Origin of the sequence: Pedobacter riviphilus (assembly GCF_014692875.1) — a bacterium.
Lineage (GTDB): Bacteria > Bacteroidota > Bacteroidia > Sphingobacteriales > Sphingobacteriaceae > Pedobacter > Pedobacter riviphilus.
This window is the reverse complement of record NZ_CP061171.1, coordinates 1,568,669-1,586,908: the sequence shown is the minus strand read 5'-3', so window position 1 is coordinate 1,586,908 and position 18,240 is coordinate 1,568,669. Positions and strand designations below refer to the sequence as shown.

The 18,240-nt window shown below is 38.5% G+C and carries 13 protein-coding genes; 4 read left to right on the top strand and 9 right to left on the bottom strand.

Annotated features, from left to right (window positions below; translation table 11 throughout):
* Positions 1–260: 260 nt before the first annotated feature.
* Complete coding sequence (locus H9N25_RS06435) at positions 261–653, bottom strand: nuclear transport factor 2 family protein (RefSeq protein WP_167293914.1); 393 nt, start codon at positions 651–653, stop codon at positions 261–263.
* Between the two features lie 111 nt (positions 654–764).
* Positions 765–2,750, bottom strand: coding sequence for a sialate O-acetylesterase (locus H9N25_RS06430; RefSeq protein WP_190328338.1), 1,986 nt, complete (start codon positions 2,748–2,750; stop codon positions 765–767).
* A 209-nt stretch (positions 2,751–2,959) separates the two neighbouring features.
* On the opposite strand from H9N25_RS06430, the gene H9N25_RS06425 reads away from it, so the two are divergent.
* Complete coding sequence (locus H9N25_RS06425) at positions 2,960–3,274, top strand: RNA recognition motif domain-containing protein (protein ID WP_223833630.1); 315 nt, start codon at positions 2,960–2,962, stop codon at positions 3,272–3,274.
* Positions 3,275–3,462: 188 nt separating this feature from the next.
* Positions 3,463–4,713: a Na+/H+ antiporter gene (locus tag H9N25_RS06420; protein ID WP_190328336.1), complete on the top strand. Its 1,251-nt coding sequence runs from the start codon at positions 3,463–3,465 to the stop codon at positions 4,711–4,713.
* 245 nt (positions 4,714–4,958) lie between these two features.
* Here H9N25_RS06420 and H9N25_RS06415 read toward each other — a convergent pair whose 3' ends face one another.
* Genes H9N25_RS06415 through H9N25_RS06405 form a run of 3 tightly spaced genes read right to left on the bottom strand, consistent with a single transcriptional unit; the run spans position 4,959 to position 8,899 of the window.
* A complete protein-coding gene (locus tag H9N25_RS06415) occupies positions 4,959–6,635 on the bottom strand; it encodes a sodium/sugar symporter (RefSeq protein WP_190328335.1) in 1,677 nt (558 codons plus the stop codon).
* A gap of 38 nt (positions 6,636–6,673) precedes the next feature.
* Positions 6,674–7,825: a galactokinase gene (locus H9N25_RS06410; RefSeq protein WP_190328334.1), complete on the bottom strand. Its 1,152-nt coding sequence runs from the start codon at positions 7,823–7,825 to the stop codon at positions 6,674–6,676.
* A gap of 12 nt (positions 7,826–7,837) precedes the next feature.
* Complete coding sequence (locus H9N25_RS06405; protein WP_190328333.1) at positions 7,838–8,899, bottom strand: UDP-glucose--hexose-1-phosphate uridylyltransferase; 1,062 nt, start codon at positions 8,897–8,899, stop codon at positions 7,838–7,840.
* A 160-nt stretch (positions 8,900–9,059) separates the two neighbouring features.
* Between H9N25_RS06405 and H9N25_RS06400 the strand changes: the two genes are divergently transcribed.
* On the top strand, positions 9,060–9,758 hold the full coding sequence (locus H9N25_RS06400; RefSeq protein WP_190328332.1) for an NUDIX hydrolase: 699 nt from the start codon (positions 9,060–9,062) through the stop codon (positions 9,756–9,758).
* Positions 9,759–10,008: 250 nt separating this feature from the next.
* On the top strand, positions 10,009–10,539 hold the full coding sequence (locus H9N25_RS06395) for an OmpA family protein (protein ID WP_167293906.1): 531 nt from the start codon (positions 10,009–10,011) through the stop codon (positions 10,537–10,539).
* Positions 10,540–10,678: 139 nt separating this feature from the next.
* Here the strand turns inward: H9N25_RS06395 and H9N25_RS06390 are convergent, their stop codons facing one another.
* The 4 genes from H9N25_RS06390 to H9N25_RS06375 all read right to left on the bottom strand — a co-directional run bounded on the left by H9N25_RS06390 (position 10,679) and on the right by H9N25_RS06375 (position 18,237).
* Positions 10,679–11,536, bottom strand: a complete 858-nt coding sequence (locus H9N25_RS06390) for a glycoside hydrolase family 16 protein (RefSeq protein WP_190328331.1) — start codon at positions 11,534–11,536, stop codon at positions 10,679–10,681.
* 115 nt (positions 11,537–11,651) lie between these two features.
* Positions 11,652–13,397: a RagB/SusD family nutrient uptake outer membrane protein gene (locus tag H9N25_RS06385; protein ID WP_190328330.1), complete on the bottom strand. Its 1,746-nt coding sequence runs from the start codon at positions 13,395–13,397 to the stop codon at positions 11,652–11,654.
* A 12-nt stretch (positions 13,398–13,409) separates the two neighbouring features.
* Positions 13,410–16,358, bottom strand: a complete 2,949-nt coding sequence (locus tag H9N25_RS06380) for a SusC/RagA family TonB-linked outer membrane protein (protein WP_190328329.1) — start codon at positions 16,356–16,358, stop codon at positions 13,410–13,412.
* Positions 16,359–16,533: 175 nt separating this feature from the next.
* Complete coding sequence (locus H9N25_RS06375) at positions 16,534–18,237, bottom strand: RagB/SusD family nutrient uptake outer membrane protein (protein ID WP_190328328.1); 1,704 nt, start codon at positions 18,235–18,237, stop codon at positions 16,534–16,536.
* Positions 18,238–18,240 lie beyond the last annotated feature (3 nt).

Here is an 18,240-nt window from a genome sequence, read left to right as displayed (position 1 = left end):
GTAAATTGCTAGTGCAAACCAAAACTATGGACATAACAAACCGAAGGGTAAAAAAATTATACAGTTTGAAAAGCAGCATGTTTACACCAATGTTGGAATATGTTCCAATTTTTAACGGGCCAAGGCAAGCATCAACCTTTGTTTGCCCACCAGCTCTTGATGGAAACTGAGAATAGTTCTATATTAGATCCAGAGAGCGTTAATTTAGAATCGGGGGATAGCCATTGGTTATTCCCCGTTCTTATTTTTAGACAAAAATTTCAAACTGAAATGCTTGTACAACTGGCAGAAATTACCTTCCAATCTTCTTTCACTTTGCCCCAAACCCTCAGCCATCGATATTTGCCATTCAGCAAAATATCGGCGTATTTACCTTTAATAAAAAGACTTGCAGAAACGATAACAATAGATTCAAAAACACGTATTTCCCGTTTGGATACATTGATTTTAGTGATTTTTATCATACCCGTCCGGTAGGCATCCATGTCCATTTCTTTATCCAACACATTCCCGTACTGATCGTGAAAAAGCATCCCATCGGCAAACAACAAATCGAGCGTGTTCAGGTCTGTTTTTTTAAACCCATCTAATAATTTTTCTTCCAGGTTAGCAATCAGGAGAATGGTTTCCTGGTCTGATAAGATATTTGGCATAATTTCCGGTTAACCAGTAAAAATATAAAGTAAGCCACAAAAAATAACGCTACTTTAAATATTGCCTGCATTGCACGGATTTAAGCACACACATTGCACAATTTTTATCGATTATTTCTTTCCAAAGGTAAGGCCCAGCCAGGTATCTGTTCTGAATGGTGAAGCTGGCAAGCCATCGTTACTAACCAGGTTACAAACAGGATTATTTCCCCATGCATAACGAACAGCAACGGGGTTTTCCACCTGATCGCTACTTACGATAATCTGATTCCCCCGAATACTTGCTTTGGCCCAATAAAATTTCTTATCTGCTCCCGCGATGGCAAAACCTGTTAACGCTGCACCATCTGCAGCTTTTAATCCATTTTGGCTATTGCCAAACGTTAAAAGAATCTGTTTTCCTTCAATTTTACTTGATTGATAAACAGGGCCTGAGTAATTTACTTTTTGGCCATATGTTTTAGCCAGGGCTATTAATGCCAATCTTCTGCCTACCTCTTGTTTATTTTTTGGGTGGATATCTTTTGCATCGCCAATATCAATAATGGTTGCCATGCCTGTATTTGGCAAAGCAAGTGTTTTTTGCTGTGCCTCCCTAAGCTCTGCCCATGCAGATTCTACAGGCACATTATCAACCTGCATAAAATTAGCCAATTGAACATAATAGAAAGGAAAATCGCCCTGTGCCCACTTCTGACGCCAATCTTTGATCATTGTTGGGAACAACTCGCGGTATTGGTAGGCCCTATCGGCATTAGCTTCTCCTTGATACCAAATAGCCCCTTTAATCGAAAATTGTTGGTAAGGGTGAATCATGGCATTGTATAAAACTGTTGGGCGGTTGGGACCATTTTCTTCAAAGGGCTTTGGCTCGATATTTTTAAAATCCAAGCCTATTTTATATTTCCATTCACCAGCCAATGAAATTTTCTCGGTAGAACCATTTGTTAAATTTAACTCTTTAGGGTCGCCATATAAGCCGCCCCCGCCCCCACTATCAAAAACCCTCACAGTGATCACATTTTCTCCCACTTTGAGCAAATTAGCGGGTATTCCATATGTTCTTCCAATATTATACCCTACCGTCTCGCCAACTTTTACCCCGTTTATAAAAGTAATGTCGTTATCGTCAATAGTGCCCAAATTAAGCTTTGCTTCATTTATTTTCCAGTTTTCTGGAATCGTGATCTTTTTTGTAAACCAAACCACACCATCGAGGTTTTTAAGTGCTGCGTCCTCCCAAAGGGTTGGCAAAGTCATATTTTTCCAATCAGCACTTTCTGTTAGCGCCCATTTCATTTGTCCATCAAGATTACCAGAATCTTTATCCATGGTCATTTTAGTCCAGTTCTGCAAACGTTCTTCGTAAGAAACTGTTGAGGGATTTTTAGCTGATTTCTGAAACTTATCAACTGCAGCAGAGAAATCTGCCATTTTTTTTAATGATTCGGCGCTGGTCCAGGCTTCAGCAATTGTTCCGCCCCATGAAGTATGAATCAGGCCGATAGGGATTTTGGTTTTCTCGTACACTTCGCGTGCGAAGAAATATGCGGTGGAAGAAAACCCGGCTATATATTTCGGGCTGCATTCCTGCCAGCCATCATTTGCTACCTTGGCATCATTAATAGGTGAATTGCTGGTAACATGATCTACCTGCAATAAACGGATATCTGGAAATTTAGCTTCGGCAATTTCTTTTTCGTAGTTTAGGATTTTGCCCCAGCCTGCCAGCGGCATTTCCATATTCGACTGCCCAGAACATATCCATACATCGCCAATTAATATATTGTTAAGCACCAATAACTCTCCATCAGATATGGTGATGGTATATGGTCCTCCGTAACCTGGTGTTGCTACTTTAATTTTCCAATTACCATTGGCATCTGCAATAGCACCATAGTTAATTTTATTCCACGAAACCGTTACTTTAACTGCTTTACCAGCGTCTGCTTGGCCCCAAATGGCTGCATTGGTTTTTTGCTGTAAAACCATGTTATTGCCAAAAACCGAGGGCAATAAAATTTTAGCCTGAATAAACTGAGATGTGAAAAGTAATAATACGATGAGAAGTATAGATCTTAACCTGTGAATGCTCATATTTTAACTATTTTTGGATGATTAGAAAGCGAATGTACATTTTCTGACTGTTAACATCAATATATATATCTGCTCTTCACAAATTTATGATAAAAAATGAAGCAAAATTCAGCTAATTAGTTTGGGTAACAATATCATTTTGCTTATTTTGCAGGTCTAAAAGAACAGTTCTGGATTTAATCCAAATGTTCGCTCAAATTAAAGAATTAATGGTTAAGATTTTCATAGGTGGCCTTCCTGACAATATCCAAGAGATGGATTTGGCAATATTGGTTAGCCTGCATGGCAGGGTAGAAACAATTAAAATTGTTCGCGACAGGGCTACTGGCAAATGTAAAGGCTATGCTTTTCTGGAAATTTATAGTCTTCCTGATGCCAAAAACATCGTATCAACCTTAAATGGCGAAACATTTAAAGGTAATATAATTACTGTTAAGATATCGGAAGAGGAAAGTGGGGCTAAAACAACAAAGCCAAAAGCCAACCCAGCTTTTAAAAGTAAAAGACCTAGGTTACAACGGTAGTTTTCACATCAACGATATTTCCTCATTTCATTTCAGCATTAATTAAAGTTTCTTCTTTATTCTAGGAGGATTATTTATCCTTTTATTTCGTTAACCAGTTTAGTTCAATTAGGAGCTTTTTAATTCGGTTCTAAACATATATTTTGCAAATAAGTGTTTCCACATTTATTAAAAACGCATTTACAGATATGGAAAATTATGCCATTGTAATATTTATTTTAGCGGTGATGATTGGCCTTTCTGCTATTGCAGACCGAATTAAAATCCCCTATCCTATCCTTTTGATTATAGCTGGAATTGCAGTAGGTTTTATACCTTCTTTACCGCCAATTGATATTAATCCCGAAATTATATTTTTGATATTCCTACCGCCATTGCTTTACGATGCTGCCTTTAATATCTCGTTTAAAGAATTTAAAACAAATATTAACACCATATTAACCCTAGCCATTACGTTGGTTTTTATCACCGCTATTGGCATTGCTGTAGTTGCCCACTATATAATTCCAGGGATGAGTTGGCCGGTATCTTTTGTGTTAGGTGCAATTCTTTCTGCTACTGACGCGGTTGCTGCTATGAGTATTACTAAGGGACTGGGTTTATCTCACAAAACCAACACCATTTTGGAGGGTGAAAGTTTAGTTAACGATGCTTCTGCGCTGGTAGCTTATCGTTTTGCGGTTGCCGCAGTAACTGGAACAGCCTTCGTATTTTGGAAGGCATCTCTCGAATTTGTCCTTTTAATGGCTGGCGGATTCTTAACCGGCATGGTGATGTCGAAAATTTTAGCATTTATTATTAAGCGGATTCATAATAACCGCCTGGCAACCATTAGCTTTATATTGTTAATGCCTTTTGTTACCTATTTAATTGCAGAACAAGTACATGTTTCAGGGGTTATTGCAGTTGTTATCTTAGGGCTGGGAATATCCAGGTTTAGCAACAAGGTATTTCCGGAGCAGCTTAAAAACCAGTCTAAAAACATCTGGGATATTATTATCTTTTTATTGAATGGACTAATTTTCATATTAATTGGCTTACAGTTTCCTTATGTATACAAAAACATTAGCGGTACCGATATTCTACCTTATATCGGTTATTCACTGGTGATTACCATTATAGCTTTACTATTGCGGATGGCACGTGTTTTCTTACAAAAATTTAATCTTCAAAAAGCTTTTCAGAAAGGGAAGCACCGTATTACAGAGGGCGCATTGCTGGATTTCAAGAACAGTTTGATTATCAGCTGGTCGGGCATGAGAGGTATTGTTTCGCTGGCCATTGCTATTGGGTTACCGGCCACCTTATCTGATGGAAGTGCGTTTCCACAGCGAAATGCGATTATATTTATATCAGTTGTAGTGGTGTTGTTTACCTTAATTGGACAAGGGCTGACTTTACCTTGGTTGGTGAAAAAGCTGGCAACAGAGGAGGATTAGTAGCAGGCAATCAATTCTAATAATTTATAGAAAGATGCTGAAATAAATTACTTTCGGTGAGCTCGCTTAAGACTCGGTTTACTTCGTAGCTTTCCGCTTCGCTACAGATCAGCATAACAGTTTTAGCATTAAGGAATTAAGACATAAAGATTCAGAGTCTAAATTTTAAAAGCAATCGCATTTAAATGAAAAGGGGGATGAAATCGTCAGATTTTATCCCCCTTTTCATTACTATAACTTATTCTTTACCAATATACACTGTAAAGTGCAACCAATAAGCCAATAATAATTAAAGCGCCTACTGCGAAACTGGTAGTAGTTTTAAACATTTTAGCATCGATAGCCAATCCTTTAGCTTCTGCTTTAACTTTATCGCTCGCTAAGCTGATGATCACCATACCAAGGATACAGAATACAAATACAAAGCCCATACGATCTAAAAATGGAATTTCGTACACCCCATCTGCGTTTTTAACAGAGAAACCCATTCCCGACAACCAGGAAAGATCGGCTATTATAGGTAAGAATTTAAGTAAAACTGACAAACCGAAACCACCAATCGTCGCAAATAGTGCGGCACTTGAAGTGGTTCTTTTCCAGAAGAAACCTAAAATAAACATGGCAAAAATACCAGGAGATACAAAACCGGTATATTCTTGAATATATTCAAAACCACCTTTTTTATCGATACCCAATAATGGTGCAATTACTACACCCATGAACATGGCAACAACAATAGAAATTTTACCAGTCATTACCAGGTTTTTTTCTGATGCCTCAACATTTAATACTTTTTTGTAAATATCCAAAGTAAAAATGGTAGCAATACTATTTGCTTTACCGGCTAAAGATGCCACAACCGCAGCGGTTAATGCCGCGAATGAAAGACCTTTTAATCCGGCAGGAAGCAAGTTTAACAATACAGGGTAAGCACGATCAGGATTAACAGAACCACCTTGAATCATTTCAGATTGGAATGCACCATCTTTATATAACACATAAGCGGCAATACCAGGCAATACCACAATGATTGGCATTAGCAGTTTTAAGAAAGCCGCAAAAAGAATACCGCCACGGGCAGTTTCTAAATTGGCCCCCAGAGCACGTTGTGTGATGTACTGGTTACAGCCCCAATAGTTTAGGTTTACGATCCACATACCGCCAATTAATACACTTAAACCTGGCAAATTGATGTAATTTTCGTTATCTGGCTTGAAAATCATGTGGAAATGCTCCGATGCCTTAGAGGTCATTAAACTATAACCTTCAAATACACCACTTGTACCATAATGTGTAGAAACCAGATTTAAAGCCAGATAAGTTGTAGCCAAACCACCTAAAATCAAGAAAAATACCTGGATTACATCCGTATACCCGATTACTTTCATTCCGCCTAGGGTAATGATAATAGCAAAAATTGCAATGGCATACATACAGAACTGCAGATCGAAACCAGAAATGCTACTCACCGCTAAAGCACCTAAATAAAGAATAGAAGTTAGGTTAACCACAACATATAACAATAACCAGAAAACTGCCATAATCATAGCAACTGTTCCGTTATAACGCTGATGCAAAAATTGCGGCATTGTAGCAATTTTGTTTTTCAAGTAAACGGGAATGAAAAATACAGCGACCACTACCAGTGTAAGTGCACCCATCCATTCGTAGGTTGCAATGGCCAATCCCATTTTAAAGCCTGATCCACTCATACCAATAAACTGCTCAGCAGAAATGTTTGATGCAATTAAAGATGCACCGATGGCCCACCAGGTTAAAGAGCCTTCGGCAAGAAAATAATCTTTAGAACCGGTAGATTCTGATTTTTTCTTGTTGTAAATGTAAAGCCCATAAGCGGCCACAATAACGAAGTAAATTGCAAATACAATGTAATCCTTCGCGTCTAATAAATTGTTTTTCATTGATTTATTTGGTTAGTATACCTTGGATTGTTTAAATTTTAATTGAATAAACTGGTTCCGTTATCGGTTTGAACAGTGTAAGAATCAAGCTTGAGGCCGAACTGCAATAAATATTTTGAAGATAACGCTTCAATTAAGTCTGCAATTTTTTCTTCTTTAACAATATTGATGGTACAACCACCAAAACCACCGCCCATCATTCTGGCACCCAGTACGTAGTCTAGTGGTTTAACCGCTTCAACCAAGAAATCCAATTCTTTGCAACTAACTTCATAATCTTTACTTAAACCTTCGTGTGTTTCGAACATCAAATTTCCTAAACCTTGCAGATTGCCGTTTTCAAGTTGTTCTGCCGCTGTAAGTAAACGCCCGATTTCTTTCACTACAAAACTGCATTTTGCGAATACATCTTCATCTTTTGGCTTAACATAAACTTCTAACATACTTAGATCTATATCGCGTAATGTATTTACGTTAGGGTAATGTTCTTTTACCCAGGCTACACCTTGCTCGCATTGGGCTCTTCTTTTATTATAAGCCGAATCTGCAAGGGCGTGCTTTATATTCGTATTTAAAAGCAACAGTTTGTAACCATCTAATTTTAAAGGGATATAAATGTGTTTCATCGATCGGCAATCAAGCATGATGGCCTGATCTTTCTTGCCAAATACAGAGGCAAACTGATCCATGATACCACAGTTAACACCAGCAAAAGTCTGTTCAGCCTTTTGGGCAATTAAAGCAAGATCCATTTTGGAAACTTCAAGCGAAAAAAGCTGATCGAGTGCAAAACCCGTTGCACACTCTACAGCTGCTGATGATGATAAACCTGCACCTAAAGGCACGTCGCCATCGATATAAAAGTTAAAGCCTCCCAATTGATAGCCTCTTTCTTTTAACTGATCGGCCACACCTAAAATGTAGTTTGCCCAACTATTTTCTGATTTGCTTAAGCTTTTTATCGATGAGATATCAAACTGCTGATAACTCTCTGAAAACAAATGAATTTCATCATCTTCTCTTTTTGATATGGCCACGTAAATGGCCTTATCAATGGCGGCAGGCATTACAAAACCACCATTGTAATCGGTATGTTCGCCAATAATATTAATCCTTCCTGGCGAACGGACCAAAATAGGTTCGGCATTAAAAAGTCTTTTAAACGTACTTTTAAAATGTTGTGCATTCATTGTTTAATAATTTTAGTCTTCAGCCTTGCTGGTTTTATAGTGTATAGTAGACATTTCTTTCAGGCGGTTTGCCGCAAACTCGGGAGTGATATCACGCTGAGGGTTAGCCAGCATCTCGTAACCCACCATAAATTTTTTAACTGATGCCGAGCGCAATAATGGTGGATAAAAATGCATGTGCCAATGCCATTCAGGGTAATAACTATTGTTTACCGGTGCCTGATGCATACCTGCAGAGTATGGGAATGAGGTTTCGAACAGGTTATCGTATTTTGTGGTGAGTATTTTAATGGCTTCTGCCAGCGATTTCTTTTCCGCCGCTGTAAACAATTTAATGCTATTTACATGGCGTTTGCTGATAATCATGGTTTCGTATGGCCAAACTGCCCAAAAAGGCACAAGCACTGCAAAATGATCGTTTTCAAATATAATGCGCTCATTTTTCTTTTGCTCCAGCTTTAAATAATCGGCAAGTAAACTTCTTCTATGAATGGCATAGTAAGTTTTCTGGCGTTCGGTTTCTTTGGCAATTTCTAAAGGAATATCGCCCTGCGACCAGATTTGTCCATGCGGATGCGGGTTGCTACAGCCCATTATTTCGCCCTTATTCTCGAAAATCTGAATGTATTTGATCCAGTCGTTTTCCGCCAGGCTATTAAATTCATTCTGCCAAACGTTAACCACAGCTGTTATGGCCTCTACACTCATTTCGGGAAGAGTTAGATTATGTTTAGGACTAAAGCTGATTACTCTACAAAGACCACGCTGGTTGTTGGCTACCAATAAATCACCTTCATTCATTTCACCAGCTGGTGTATCTTGCAACAAAGCAGCAAAATCGTTGTTAAAAACAAAGCTATCGGTATATTCCGGGTTACTGTCGCCATCTGCCCTACCATTTCCAGGGCATAAATAACATTTAGGATCATATTCGGGGCGGTTATCTGGTGTGATGTCTTCAACCTTGCCTTGCCATGGCCTTTTAGTGCGGTGTGGTGATACCAAAACCCACTCGCCGGTTAATATGTTAAGCCTGGTATGTGGGTTACTGTCTAATTCGAATGTTTGGTTCATTTTATGTTTTCAATTGGTTAGAAAAAGGAAGCCACATGGCTTAACCTATCCAATGCGCCAAATTATAAAATTATTATTAATTGTCAAAACGACAATTAATAATAATTTTTATTTTCGTGAAAATTTGAACATATTAAGCCCATTAAAATCTTGATAAAAAATGATTGAATATTCCAGGCAACCGCATTATCTTGTTGCTGTTGATTGTATAGTGTTTGGATTTGATGGTGAACACCTTAAAATTCTATTGGTTAAGCGGGGTTTAGAACCCGAAATAAACAAATGGAGTTTAATGGGAGGCTTTGTAGGCGCTGATGAAAGCCCGGATGATGCGGCAAATAGGGTGCTCAAAAAAATGACAGGTTTAGAGGGCGTTTACCTGGAGCAGATGCAGATTTATGGAGAACCTGGCCGCGACCCAATTGAAAGAACACTTTCTGTTGGATATTTTGCCCTTATTGACATACACAAATACGAGGCACAGTTAAACGACGACTATAAGGCCGAATGGTTTTTGATCAATGATAAGCCGAAACTTATTTTCGACCATAACCAAATGGTTGCTGATGCACGAAAAAAACTAAGATATAAAGCTGCCCTCCATCCTATTTTGTTCGAGATGCTGCCTAAAAAATTTACAATTCCACAGTTGCATATTCTTTTTGAGGAGGTAAACGATACTAAAATCGATACCAGAAATTTCAGTCGAAAAATTACTTCAACGGGATTATTAATTAAACTGGCCGAAAAAGATAGAACAGGCTCTAAAAAGGGAGCATTCTATTTTAAATTAGATAAAAAGAAATACAATGCTAATTCGCAGGCATTCTTAAACTTAATGCCAAATTTAAAGGCCTAATCATTTTTTTCCAGATCAATTTATTTAATCAGTTTGTATCGTAAACTGATTAAATTTCTATGTCCAGACTTATGGAAAAGAATACTGTTCATCATTACCATAAGGTAAAACCGCTTCAGAAAATGTTTATTAAATTTTGGGGATTAAGAGGATAAACATAAGTTCTTAAAAAAAACATCGTTATAGCTGTAAATCATTTATTAGTATGTTTGGGCAACAAACACACGATAAACTTAAATTAATCTTAAACATGAACATTATCAAAAACCTTTTATTTACTACGTTCCTAGCTTTGTTTACCCTTACGATGTACTCTTGTAAAACAAAAAAACTGGTAGCAAAACCTACTCCAGCACCTGTTGAAAAACCAGCGCCACCGGTAGAAGAGAAAAAACCAGCGCCAGCACCAGAGAAAGAAGAAGCTCCTGCTCCAGCAGAAAAGCCCAATTTTAACTTAGATAATATTCAATTCGAGTTTAATTCATTTGTACTTAAAACATCATCATTCTCTATCCTGGATAAGGCCGTTACAGAAATGAAAAAATCGCCAAACACAAAATTTATCCTTAATGGCCACTCATCTGCCGAAGGTACACCAGAGCACAACATGCAACTTTCTGTTGATCGTGCAAACGCAGTAAAATCGTACTTTATAAACGCCGGCTTAAACGGAAATAATTTCACAGTTGTTGGCCATGGCGAAAAAGAACCTATTAGCAGCAATGCCAGCGAAGAAGGTAGAATACTGAACAGAAGAACTGAAATAAAAGTTCAGAATTAATGCTTAAAAAAAATACAATAGAAAGAGCCATGAAAATTAAACCATGGCTCTTTCTATTTTCAAGACCTCACAGGTGTCAATATTGTTTTTAATGGGCCTCATTGTGGGCTGCCGTTTAAAAACCTGTGAAATCTAAAATCTATTTCTGGTATACTCTAACGTAATCTATCTCCATCCTATTAGGGAATTTAGTATTATTTAATGGTCCACCGTTCATGCCACCCATAGCCAGATCGAACAAGATGTAATGTTTTTGTTTAAAAGGATGAAAATCTAAACCATCATCATTTTTAAGGTCGCTTAAATTGGTTTTATTCAAGAGCATTCCATCAACAAACAGACTAATAGCTTTCTCATCCCAATCCATGCGCCATACATGAAATTCAGCTGCCCATTTTTTACCGCCCAATCCGGCTACAGGTTTTGTATTACTAAACCATTTTGCCTTTTTATCGGGTCCTAAACTTGCGATATTGGCCAATAATTTTCCCTGGTAGTATTCCATAATATCGATTTCCCCATTTGCAGGCCAGCGGCCTTTTACACCCAGTGTCCAAAATGCAGGCCAGAGCCCATCCGAGATATCAATTTTTCCTCTCATCTCAAATCGCCCATATTGCCAGCTCTGTAAACCTTTAGTGATGATACATGCCGAGGTATATTCGATATTTTGAGTTTTTTTACGCCAATCTTTACTCCCTTCTACATATAGCGGATTAGGTTTTACTTCTTTTCTAGCTTCAATAATCAATTTACCATCTTTGCAGAAAGCATTTTCTGGTTGATACCATTGCAGCTCTTCGTTACGGACAAAACCTTTCTCATAATCCCAATTGGCTGGATCGGGAGCACCATCTTTATTAAATTCATCACTCCAAACCAGTTTATAACCTTCCTTAACATAGGCATTCGAAAAATTCTGTTCCTTATTAATGGTGCAGGAAGATATAGAAGCAACTGATAATAAAAGAACAAAAAGCTTGATTTTATTTTGCATTGGAAATTTTTACACTAAGATTTCAATTTAATAAAAATAGGCATATTGGAACATTCGAGACCATAAAAAAATCGGGCCGTCAATTATGGCGACCCGATCCACTAACCATATTAAATTAATAGCCAGGATTCTGCAACATTGAAGGCATTTTGGAAACTTCCGATTGTGGAATCGGCATTAAATAATGTTGAGGATTAAAAACGTGCATGCGGATGGTATTTACCACCTGATAAGTGTACACGTTGCCCGTTTTTGTAATGTTAATCGCTTTATTATAGCCATTGTTTACATCCACTGCGATTTTCCATCTTCTAATGTCGTTCCAGCGGTGATCTTCGTTCATCAGTTCAATGCGGCGTTCGTTCTGTATTACCGCTCTCATCTCATCAACGGTCATGTTGGCTTTTAAACCATATAAATTATCGGCACCTGCAGTAATACCTGCTCTTTTACGGATGGCTACCAGTTTTGGATAAGCCAATGCTGTTTGCCCAGTTTCGTTAATGGCTTCGGCATAATTCAACAAAATTTCTGCATAGCGAATCAGTGGCCAGCCTCTTTCGGTATTGAAAGAACTGTTACTTGAAATGTTTTCATCGCACATTTTGCGGGCATAATAACCTGTAGTGGTTGGTCCTGTTCCGTTCGAAGTATAACCGTCGGTTGCAGCTCCATTATAGGTATTTACCGGAATTTTGGTACTCGTTGTAGTGCTGTAATATAGTGACTGATTAAAAATAATGGAATAGCCAAATCTTGGATCGCGGTTTGCATAAGGATTTGTGGCATCATATCCAGATGTAGGATCCGTAATTGCTTTTCCATTTTTCATTGGGAAAGCTGCAGCCAGTTGTTGGGTTGGTGTAGAGTTTTTTGCGCCTCCCCTTGAAGGTGGATTATAATACCCTTCGAAATCGCGGTTAGAGGGCCTATTAAATGTAAAAATATACTCCGAATTAACCCTCTTCAAAAACACATTGTAAAAACCATAACCTGGTGCGGTTGTATTGTCTTCGAACAAACTGTAAGTACCAGTATTAATTAATGCTTCTGCCGCATCGGCTGCTTTTTGCCAACGCGCCACGCTATAACTTGGATAACTAACAACTGGTTTTACTGCGGCTGAGGCCTGCGAAATGGCTCCACCATTAAACAATGGACTAGCCCCATATAATAAAACTCTCGATTTCAAGGCTAAACATGCGCCTTTAGTTACTCTACCATAATCCTGCTCAGCATAATCAGTGGTAACGGGTAAAATATTTGCAGCCGCATCCAGTTCGGCAGTGATATAATTAACCGATTCTTCAAATGTTGAACGTGGAAGATCGATCACATCGGTAATGCCATAAACATTATCGCCTTCAAGTGGAATTCCGCCAAAATTGATCAATAATAAATGGTAATACCATGCCCGTAAAAACCTCAATTCGCCAGTAATGCGTTTCTTTTTGGCTTCAGAAAGTGGAATAATCGGTAGTTTAGACAACATTAGATTTACTCTACGGATATTTGTGTAAGGGGTAGTCCAAAAATCGGGCAAGCCGCCGCCACTCCAAAAATTAGTGGGCGAAAGTGTTCCGTTATACATAATCACGGCATTTTGCGTTGGTCCTGAATATGCGTATTCTGCATCATCGGTAGCCATTTCGGTATTGCCATGGCTACTAAAGCGGCCTTTTGCAAAGCTATAGGATGCCGAACTATAAATCTGGGTAAGAAAACGCATAGATTTTAAACTATCCGAAAATACCGTAGCTTCTGTTTCACCCGTATCAGCTTTACTATCTAAAAAATCACTGTTTTTTTTACATGCCACAATTGAAGCACATACACATATCATTAATATTATTCTTTTCATGTCAATTAATTATCAAAATGTAACACTTAAACCTAAATTGATCATTTTTTGCGGTGGATATTTAATCCTATCCTGCCCTGAGTTTGACTCTGGATCAAATTGATAGCGTTTATCTAGGCTAGACCAAGTAAGGAGATTATAACCATTGATATAGGTACGGATGCTCTGCACTTTTAATCTTTCGGTAAGCTTTTGAGGAAAATTGTAACTGAACTCTGCGTTCTTTAATCGAAGATAATTTCCTGAAACCAGCCAGAATGTTGATGGATAAGCAGAAGGACTACTTAAACCCGGGCTTAAAGAAAGCAGCGGATATTGTGCTGCATCGCCAAGGGCCGGTGTCCACGAGTTTTGGTGGATCGATGTAAGGTTAGAAGCGAATGCCTGAATGGCTTCTGCTACCCCGCGTACGTTAAAGTTCGTAGCTGCCTGGAATAACAAACTTAAACCGAAGTTTTTATAATTGGTGCGAAGTTCCAGGCCATAATTTGTGTTCGGTAGATTAGGGTTTCCGTTTATTGACATATCATAACCATCAATTTTACCATCACCGTTTAAATCGGCATATTTTAAATCACCGATTCTTGGTGTAGTTTGTGGAACTGGACTTGAAGCAATATCAGCAGCAGAGGTATAAAAACCAATCCATTGATAGGTTAAGATCTGGCCAATACTGTTACCTGTAAATGCTTGGTAAGGATAAGCAGGAGTAGGTTCGTCGCGGTAAAGAATCTTATTTTTGGCCAGCGAGTAATTTGCCCTTACAGAAAAATCGACATTGCCGATCTTATCTCTATAACTGATCTCGATCTCACCACCCTGATTTTGTACTTTACCCAGATTTACCGGAGGCAGGCCAACACCAAAAATTGATGAAACCGTTCCTCTTGAAGTTAAAATATCACTTCTCACATTGTGGAATAAATCTATTGAACCTGTGATTTTACTTCCAAGCAAGCCAAATTCCATGGCTACATCTACTTTTTTTTCCTTTTCCCAGGTAACATCATCATTACCCAAGGTACCTTCCACAAGACCAGTCTGTGTATTATCTGAATAGCCAAATGATGCATTATTACCACCACTATAGTTTTGCTGATAATAATAGTTAAAACCATCTCCTATACGATCATTACCTACTATACCATATGAGCCCCTAAACTTTAAGAAATCGACAAATTTTACGTTATCCTTCCAGAATTCCTCATTCGACACCACCCATCCTGCAGATGCAGCAGGGAAAAACCCATACTTTTTCTTACTTACAAAGCGATCTGAACCATTATAGGCGGCATTAAATTGAAATAAATATTTATCTGCATAATCGTAGCCTACCCGTCCCGTATAACCTTTAAAATTATTAGGAACAAAGTTATATACAGCATTATCATTGTATTTAATTACGGTATTGATATTGGTTAATGCTGTTCCATAAACGTGGTGGCTACCAAAGCTCCTATCATAACTTAAAATGGCCTGAGTAGTTAAGTTTCTAATGGTACTACCAGCGTTGTAACCAATAAAATATCTTCTAACACGGTAAATATTCGGATCTCTTGGCTCGTAAGTGTTGTTATCTGAATTGTAAATAAAGGATGGGAACTGATCTCTTGTCATACTTCTGGTATAATCATATGTACTCGCATACGAGAGCACTCCCTTTATCGATAAGCCTTTGGTAATGAAATCCAATTTCTGGTTCACATTGGCAACCAGATTCATGTTGTTGCCATATTTACGATTATAACCATAGTGAGTAATCCTTCCAACAATATTATTCTGATTGTAGTTTGGATTTTCATCCCGTTGCCATTTGCTATAACCAAAAGTTCCATCAGGATTGTAAACTGGATAATTGAATGGGGCTAACGAAGCGAAACTTACATAATCGTAAAAGATATCGTTATAACCAAAGGCACTACCGATGTTATTGGTATTAGTTACCCCCAGGTTACCATATAAATCGATTCTGATATCCATTGTATTGGTCGCTTTGATATCGAGATTTGAACGGTAATTATAGCGATTATAATAAAAATTTGAATTTACGCCCTGTTCCTCGCCATAATTGCGCAACATCCCATCTTGATAGAGAAAACCTGCGGAAACAAAATATTTTACTTTTTCGGTACCTCCAGAGATATCGAAATTACCTTTTATCTGACTGCTGAAATCTTTGAAGAGAATCTTTTTCCAATCATTGTTCGGATGTCCGTATGGATCAGATCCATCCTGGTATTTTTGCAGGTCTGTTTCAGTAAACCTTGGTGCAAGCCCGTCATTTGCCCTGGCCTGGTTATACAATTTTGCAGATTCGTAAGCATCTAAAAATTTTGGCATAACCGTAGGTTGCATTACACTATACTCACTTCTGAAAGTAATCTGTGGTATTCCCAACTTACCTCTTCTCGTGGTAACCACTACTACACCATTTGCACCTTTAATACCGTAAATTGCAGTAGTTGCAGCATCTTTAAGTATACTGATGTTTTCTACTTCATTTGCATCAATTGCGGCAAACTGTTCAGGACTGTATTCAATGTCATCAACGATGATCAAAGGTGTAGTAGAACCGCCATTGTATGAGCTTATCCCTCGAATAAAAAATGTAGCTCCATCGGAACCAGGCGCACCAGAACGTTGTTGAGAGAAGAAACCCGGTAACCTGCCCACCAATGTATTTTGTAAACTGGCAGATGGATTCTGACGGATATCTGCACCTGTAATGGTACTCATAGATCCGGTGAGGGTTATTTTTTTCTGTTTACCGTACCCGATAACCACTACCTGCTCTAAGCCCTGCACATCATCCTCCAACTGAACATTAACGGTTTTTCTATTGCCAACTACAACCTCTTTTGGAATTGCACCTACAAAAGAAACCACGATGATGCCACTACTTCCTTTTAAACGAAGGGTATAATTTCCCTTTCCATCGGTAACCACCCCATTAGTTGCCAAACCTTTCTCTTTTACAGAAGCGCCTACAATGGGCCTGTAGCATCGCTAACAGTACCGGATACGACCTGGTTCTGTGCCATAACCAAATTGGAGGTTAAAAGTACAAACAACACCAGTAAATATTGATATATATATTTCATGTTATGATCTTATATTGGATTTTGCACTGAACTGTTTACCAACCTTCGTTTTGAAGCAACTGACTATTTTTGGTTGTCTCGGCATAAGGCACAGGCATGTGGTAGAGTTTATTGGTAAAAATTGATGTTACTGCCGGAACATTTTCGTAAGTGAATGTATTATTCGCATTTTTGGTAATCCTGGTGCCACTTAAAGTACCATTTAGCACACTTGGTGCGATTTTCCATCTGCGGATATCCCAAAAACGGTGTTCTTCGAAAGCCAGCTCTACCCTTCTTTCGTTTCTAATCAGTATTCTCATGTCATCTGCAGAAATCCCTGTTGGAATACCATAGCGGGTATTTGCTCCTGCAGTGATACCAGCCCTGGTACGTAAAAGAATAATCTGCTTAACAGCATCTTCTGTTCGGCCAACCTCATTTAAAGCTTCTGCATAGTTCAGGATGATTTCGGCATACCTAAAAAGAATGAAATTGTGCGATTGATTGGTATAAGTACTATTGGTGGCAAAATTCCCCATAAACTTGCGCATATAATAACCTGTGCGTGTTTGTATGGTTGTTCCACCTGGTTTATCCAAACCGCCTTCATAAGTTTGCACTCCTCTATTTAACCAGTTTACGCCATTGTAAAAGATAGTGTAATCCAACCTGAGATCTCGGTTAGCATAAGGTGCTGCAGGATTATAGCCTGATGCCGCATCAGTAATAGGCAAGCCGTTTCTCATGGTAAATGCATTCACCAAATCGGCTGTTGGACTTGTTCTACCGTTACTTAAAGCCGGTGCTCCATAACCCGATGGCGCATTGGTAGTTTCTATCCCTGTATTTACCGCGGCCTGTTTACTCAATATCACCTCCGTATTTTTATTAGTAAGGAAAACATTGTTATATACGGGCTGTAACTGGTAATAATTTAATGCATTAAGTTCTACTGCGGCATCTATTACTTTTTGCCAGCGACTTGCGTCAGCAGTTGGATACCCTGTTAAGTTTTTCAAGGTACCATTCGATTCTACACCTCCTCCATTATACAACGGACTTGCAGCGTACAAATAAGCCCTGCATTTTAAAGCAATTGCTGCCCCTTTCGGAATCCTTCCCCAGTCGGAAGTTGTATAATTTGCACCGGTTTCTAACCTTAAACTATCTTTAACAGCATCACACTCACTAATGATATAATTCATACATTCTGTAAAAGTGTTTCTAGGTATTTCGAGATTGTCCTCAAGAGTGAAAACCTTATCGCCAATCAAGGGCACACCGCCATACCTTTTCAACAGTTCGAAATACAATAATGCCCTGATGTATCGTGCTTCTGCTCTCCAATATTGTTTGGTTAATGCTGCAATAGGTACTACATTGATATTCGCCAGAAAAATATTCGCCGCTCTAATACCATAGTAACTGTTGCCCCAATAAGGATCTGGATTGTTAAGTGTGCTGATCCTTCCGTTTGTAAAATACTCTACCTGGGTATTGTTTCTTGATGGAATGGCGTCACCCGAGGCAGCATCTAAAAAATCACCATCTATCCTGTTGAAGCCACCTGGAATATAATTATACACGCTGTTTAAGAAAAAACCTGCAACGGTTCCATTTTTATCCTGATCGTCCCAAACTAGATCGGCCTGAATCCAATCGCGTGGTTCGGTTTCTACCTTTTTACATGAGGTAATGGCCATGGCCACCTGAAAACCAAAGAGGGCTAGTATGATATGTTGTTTAAAATTTTTCATGTT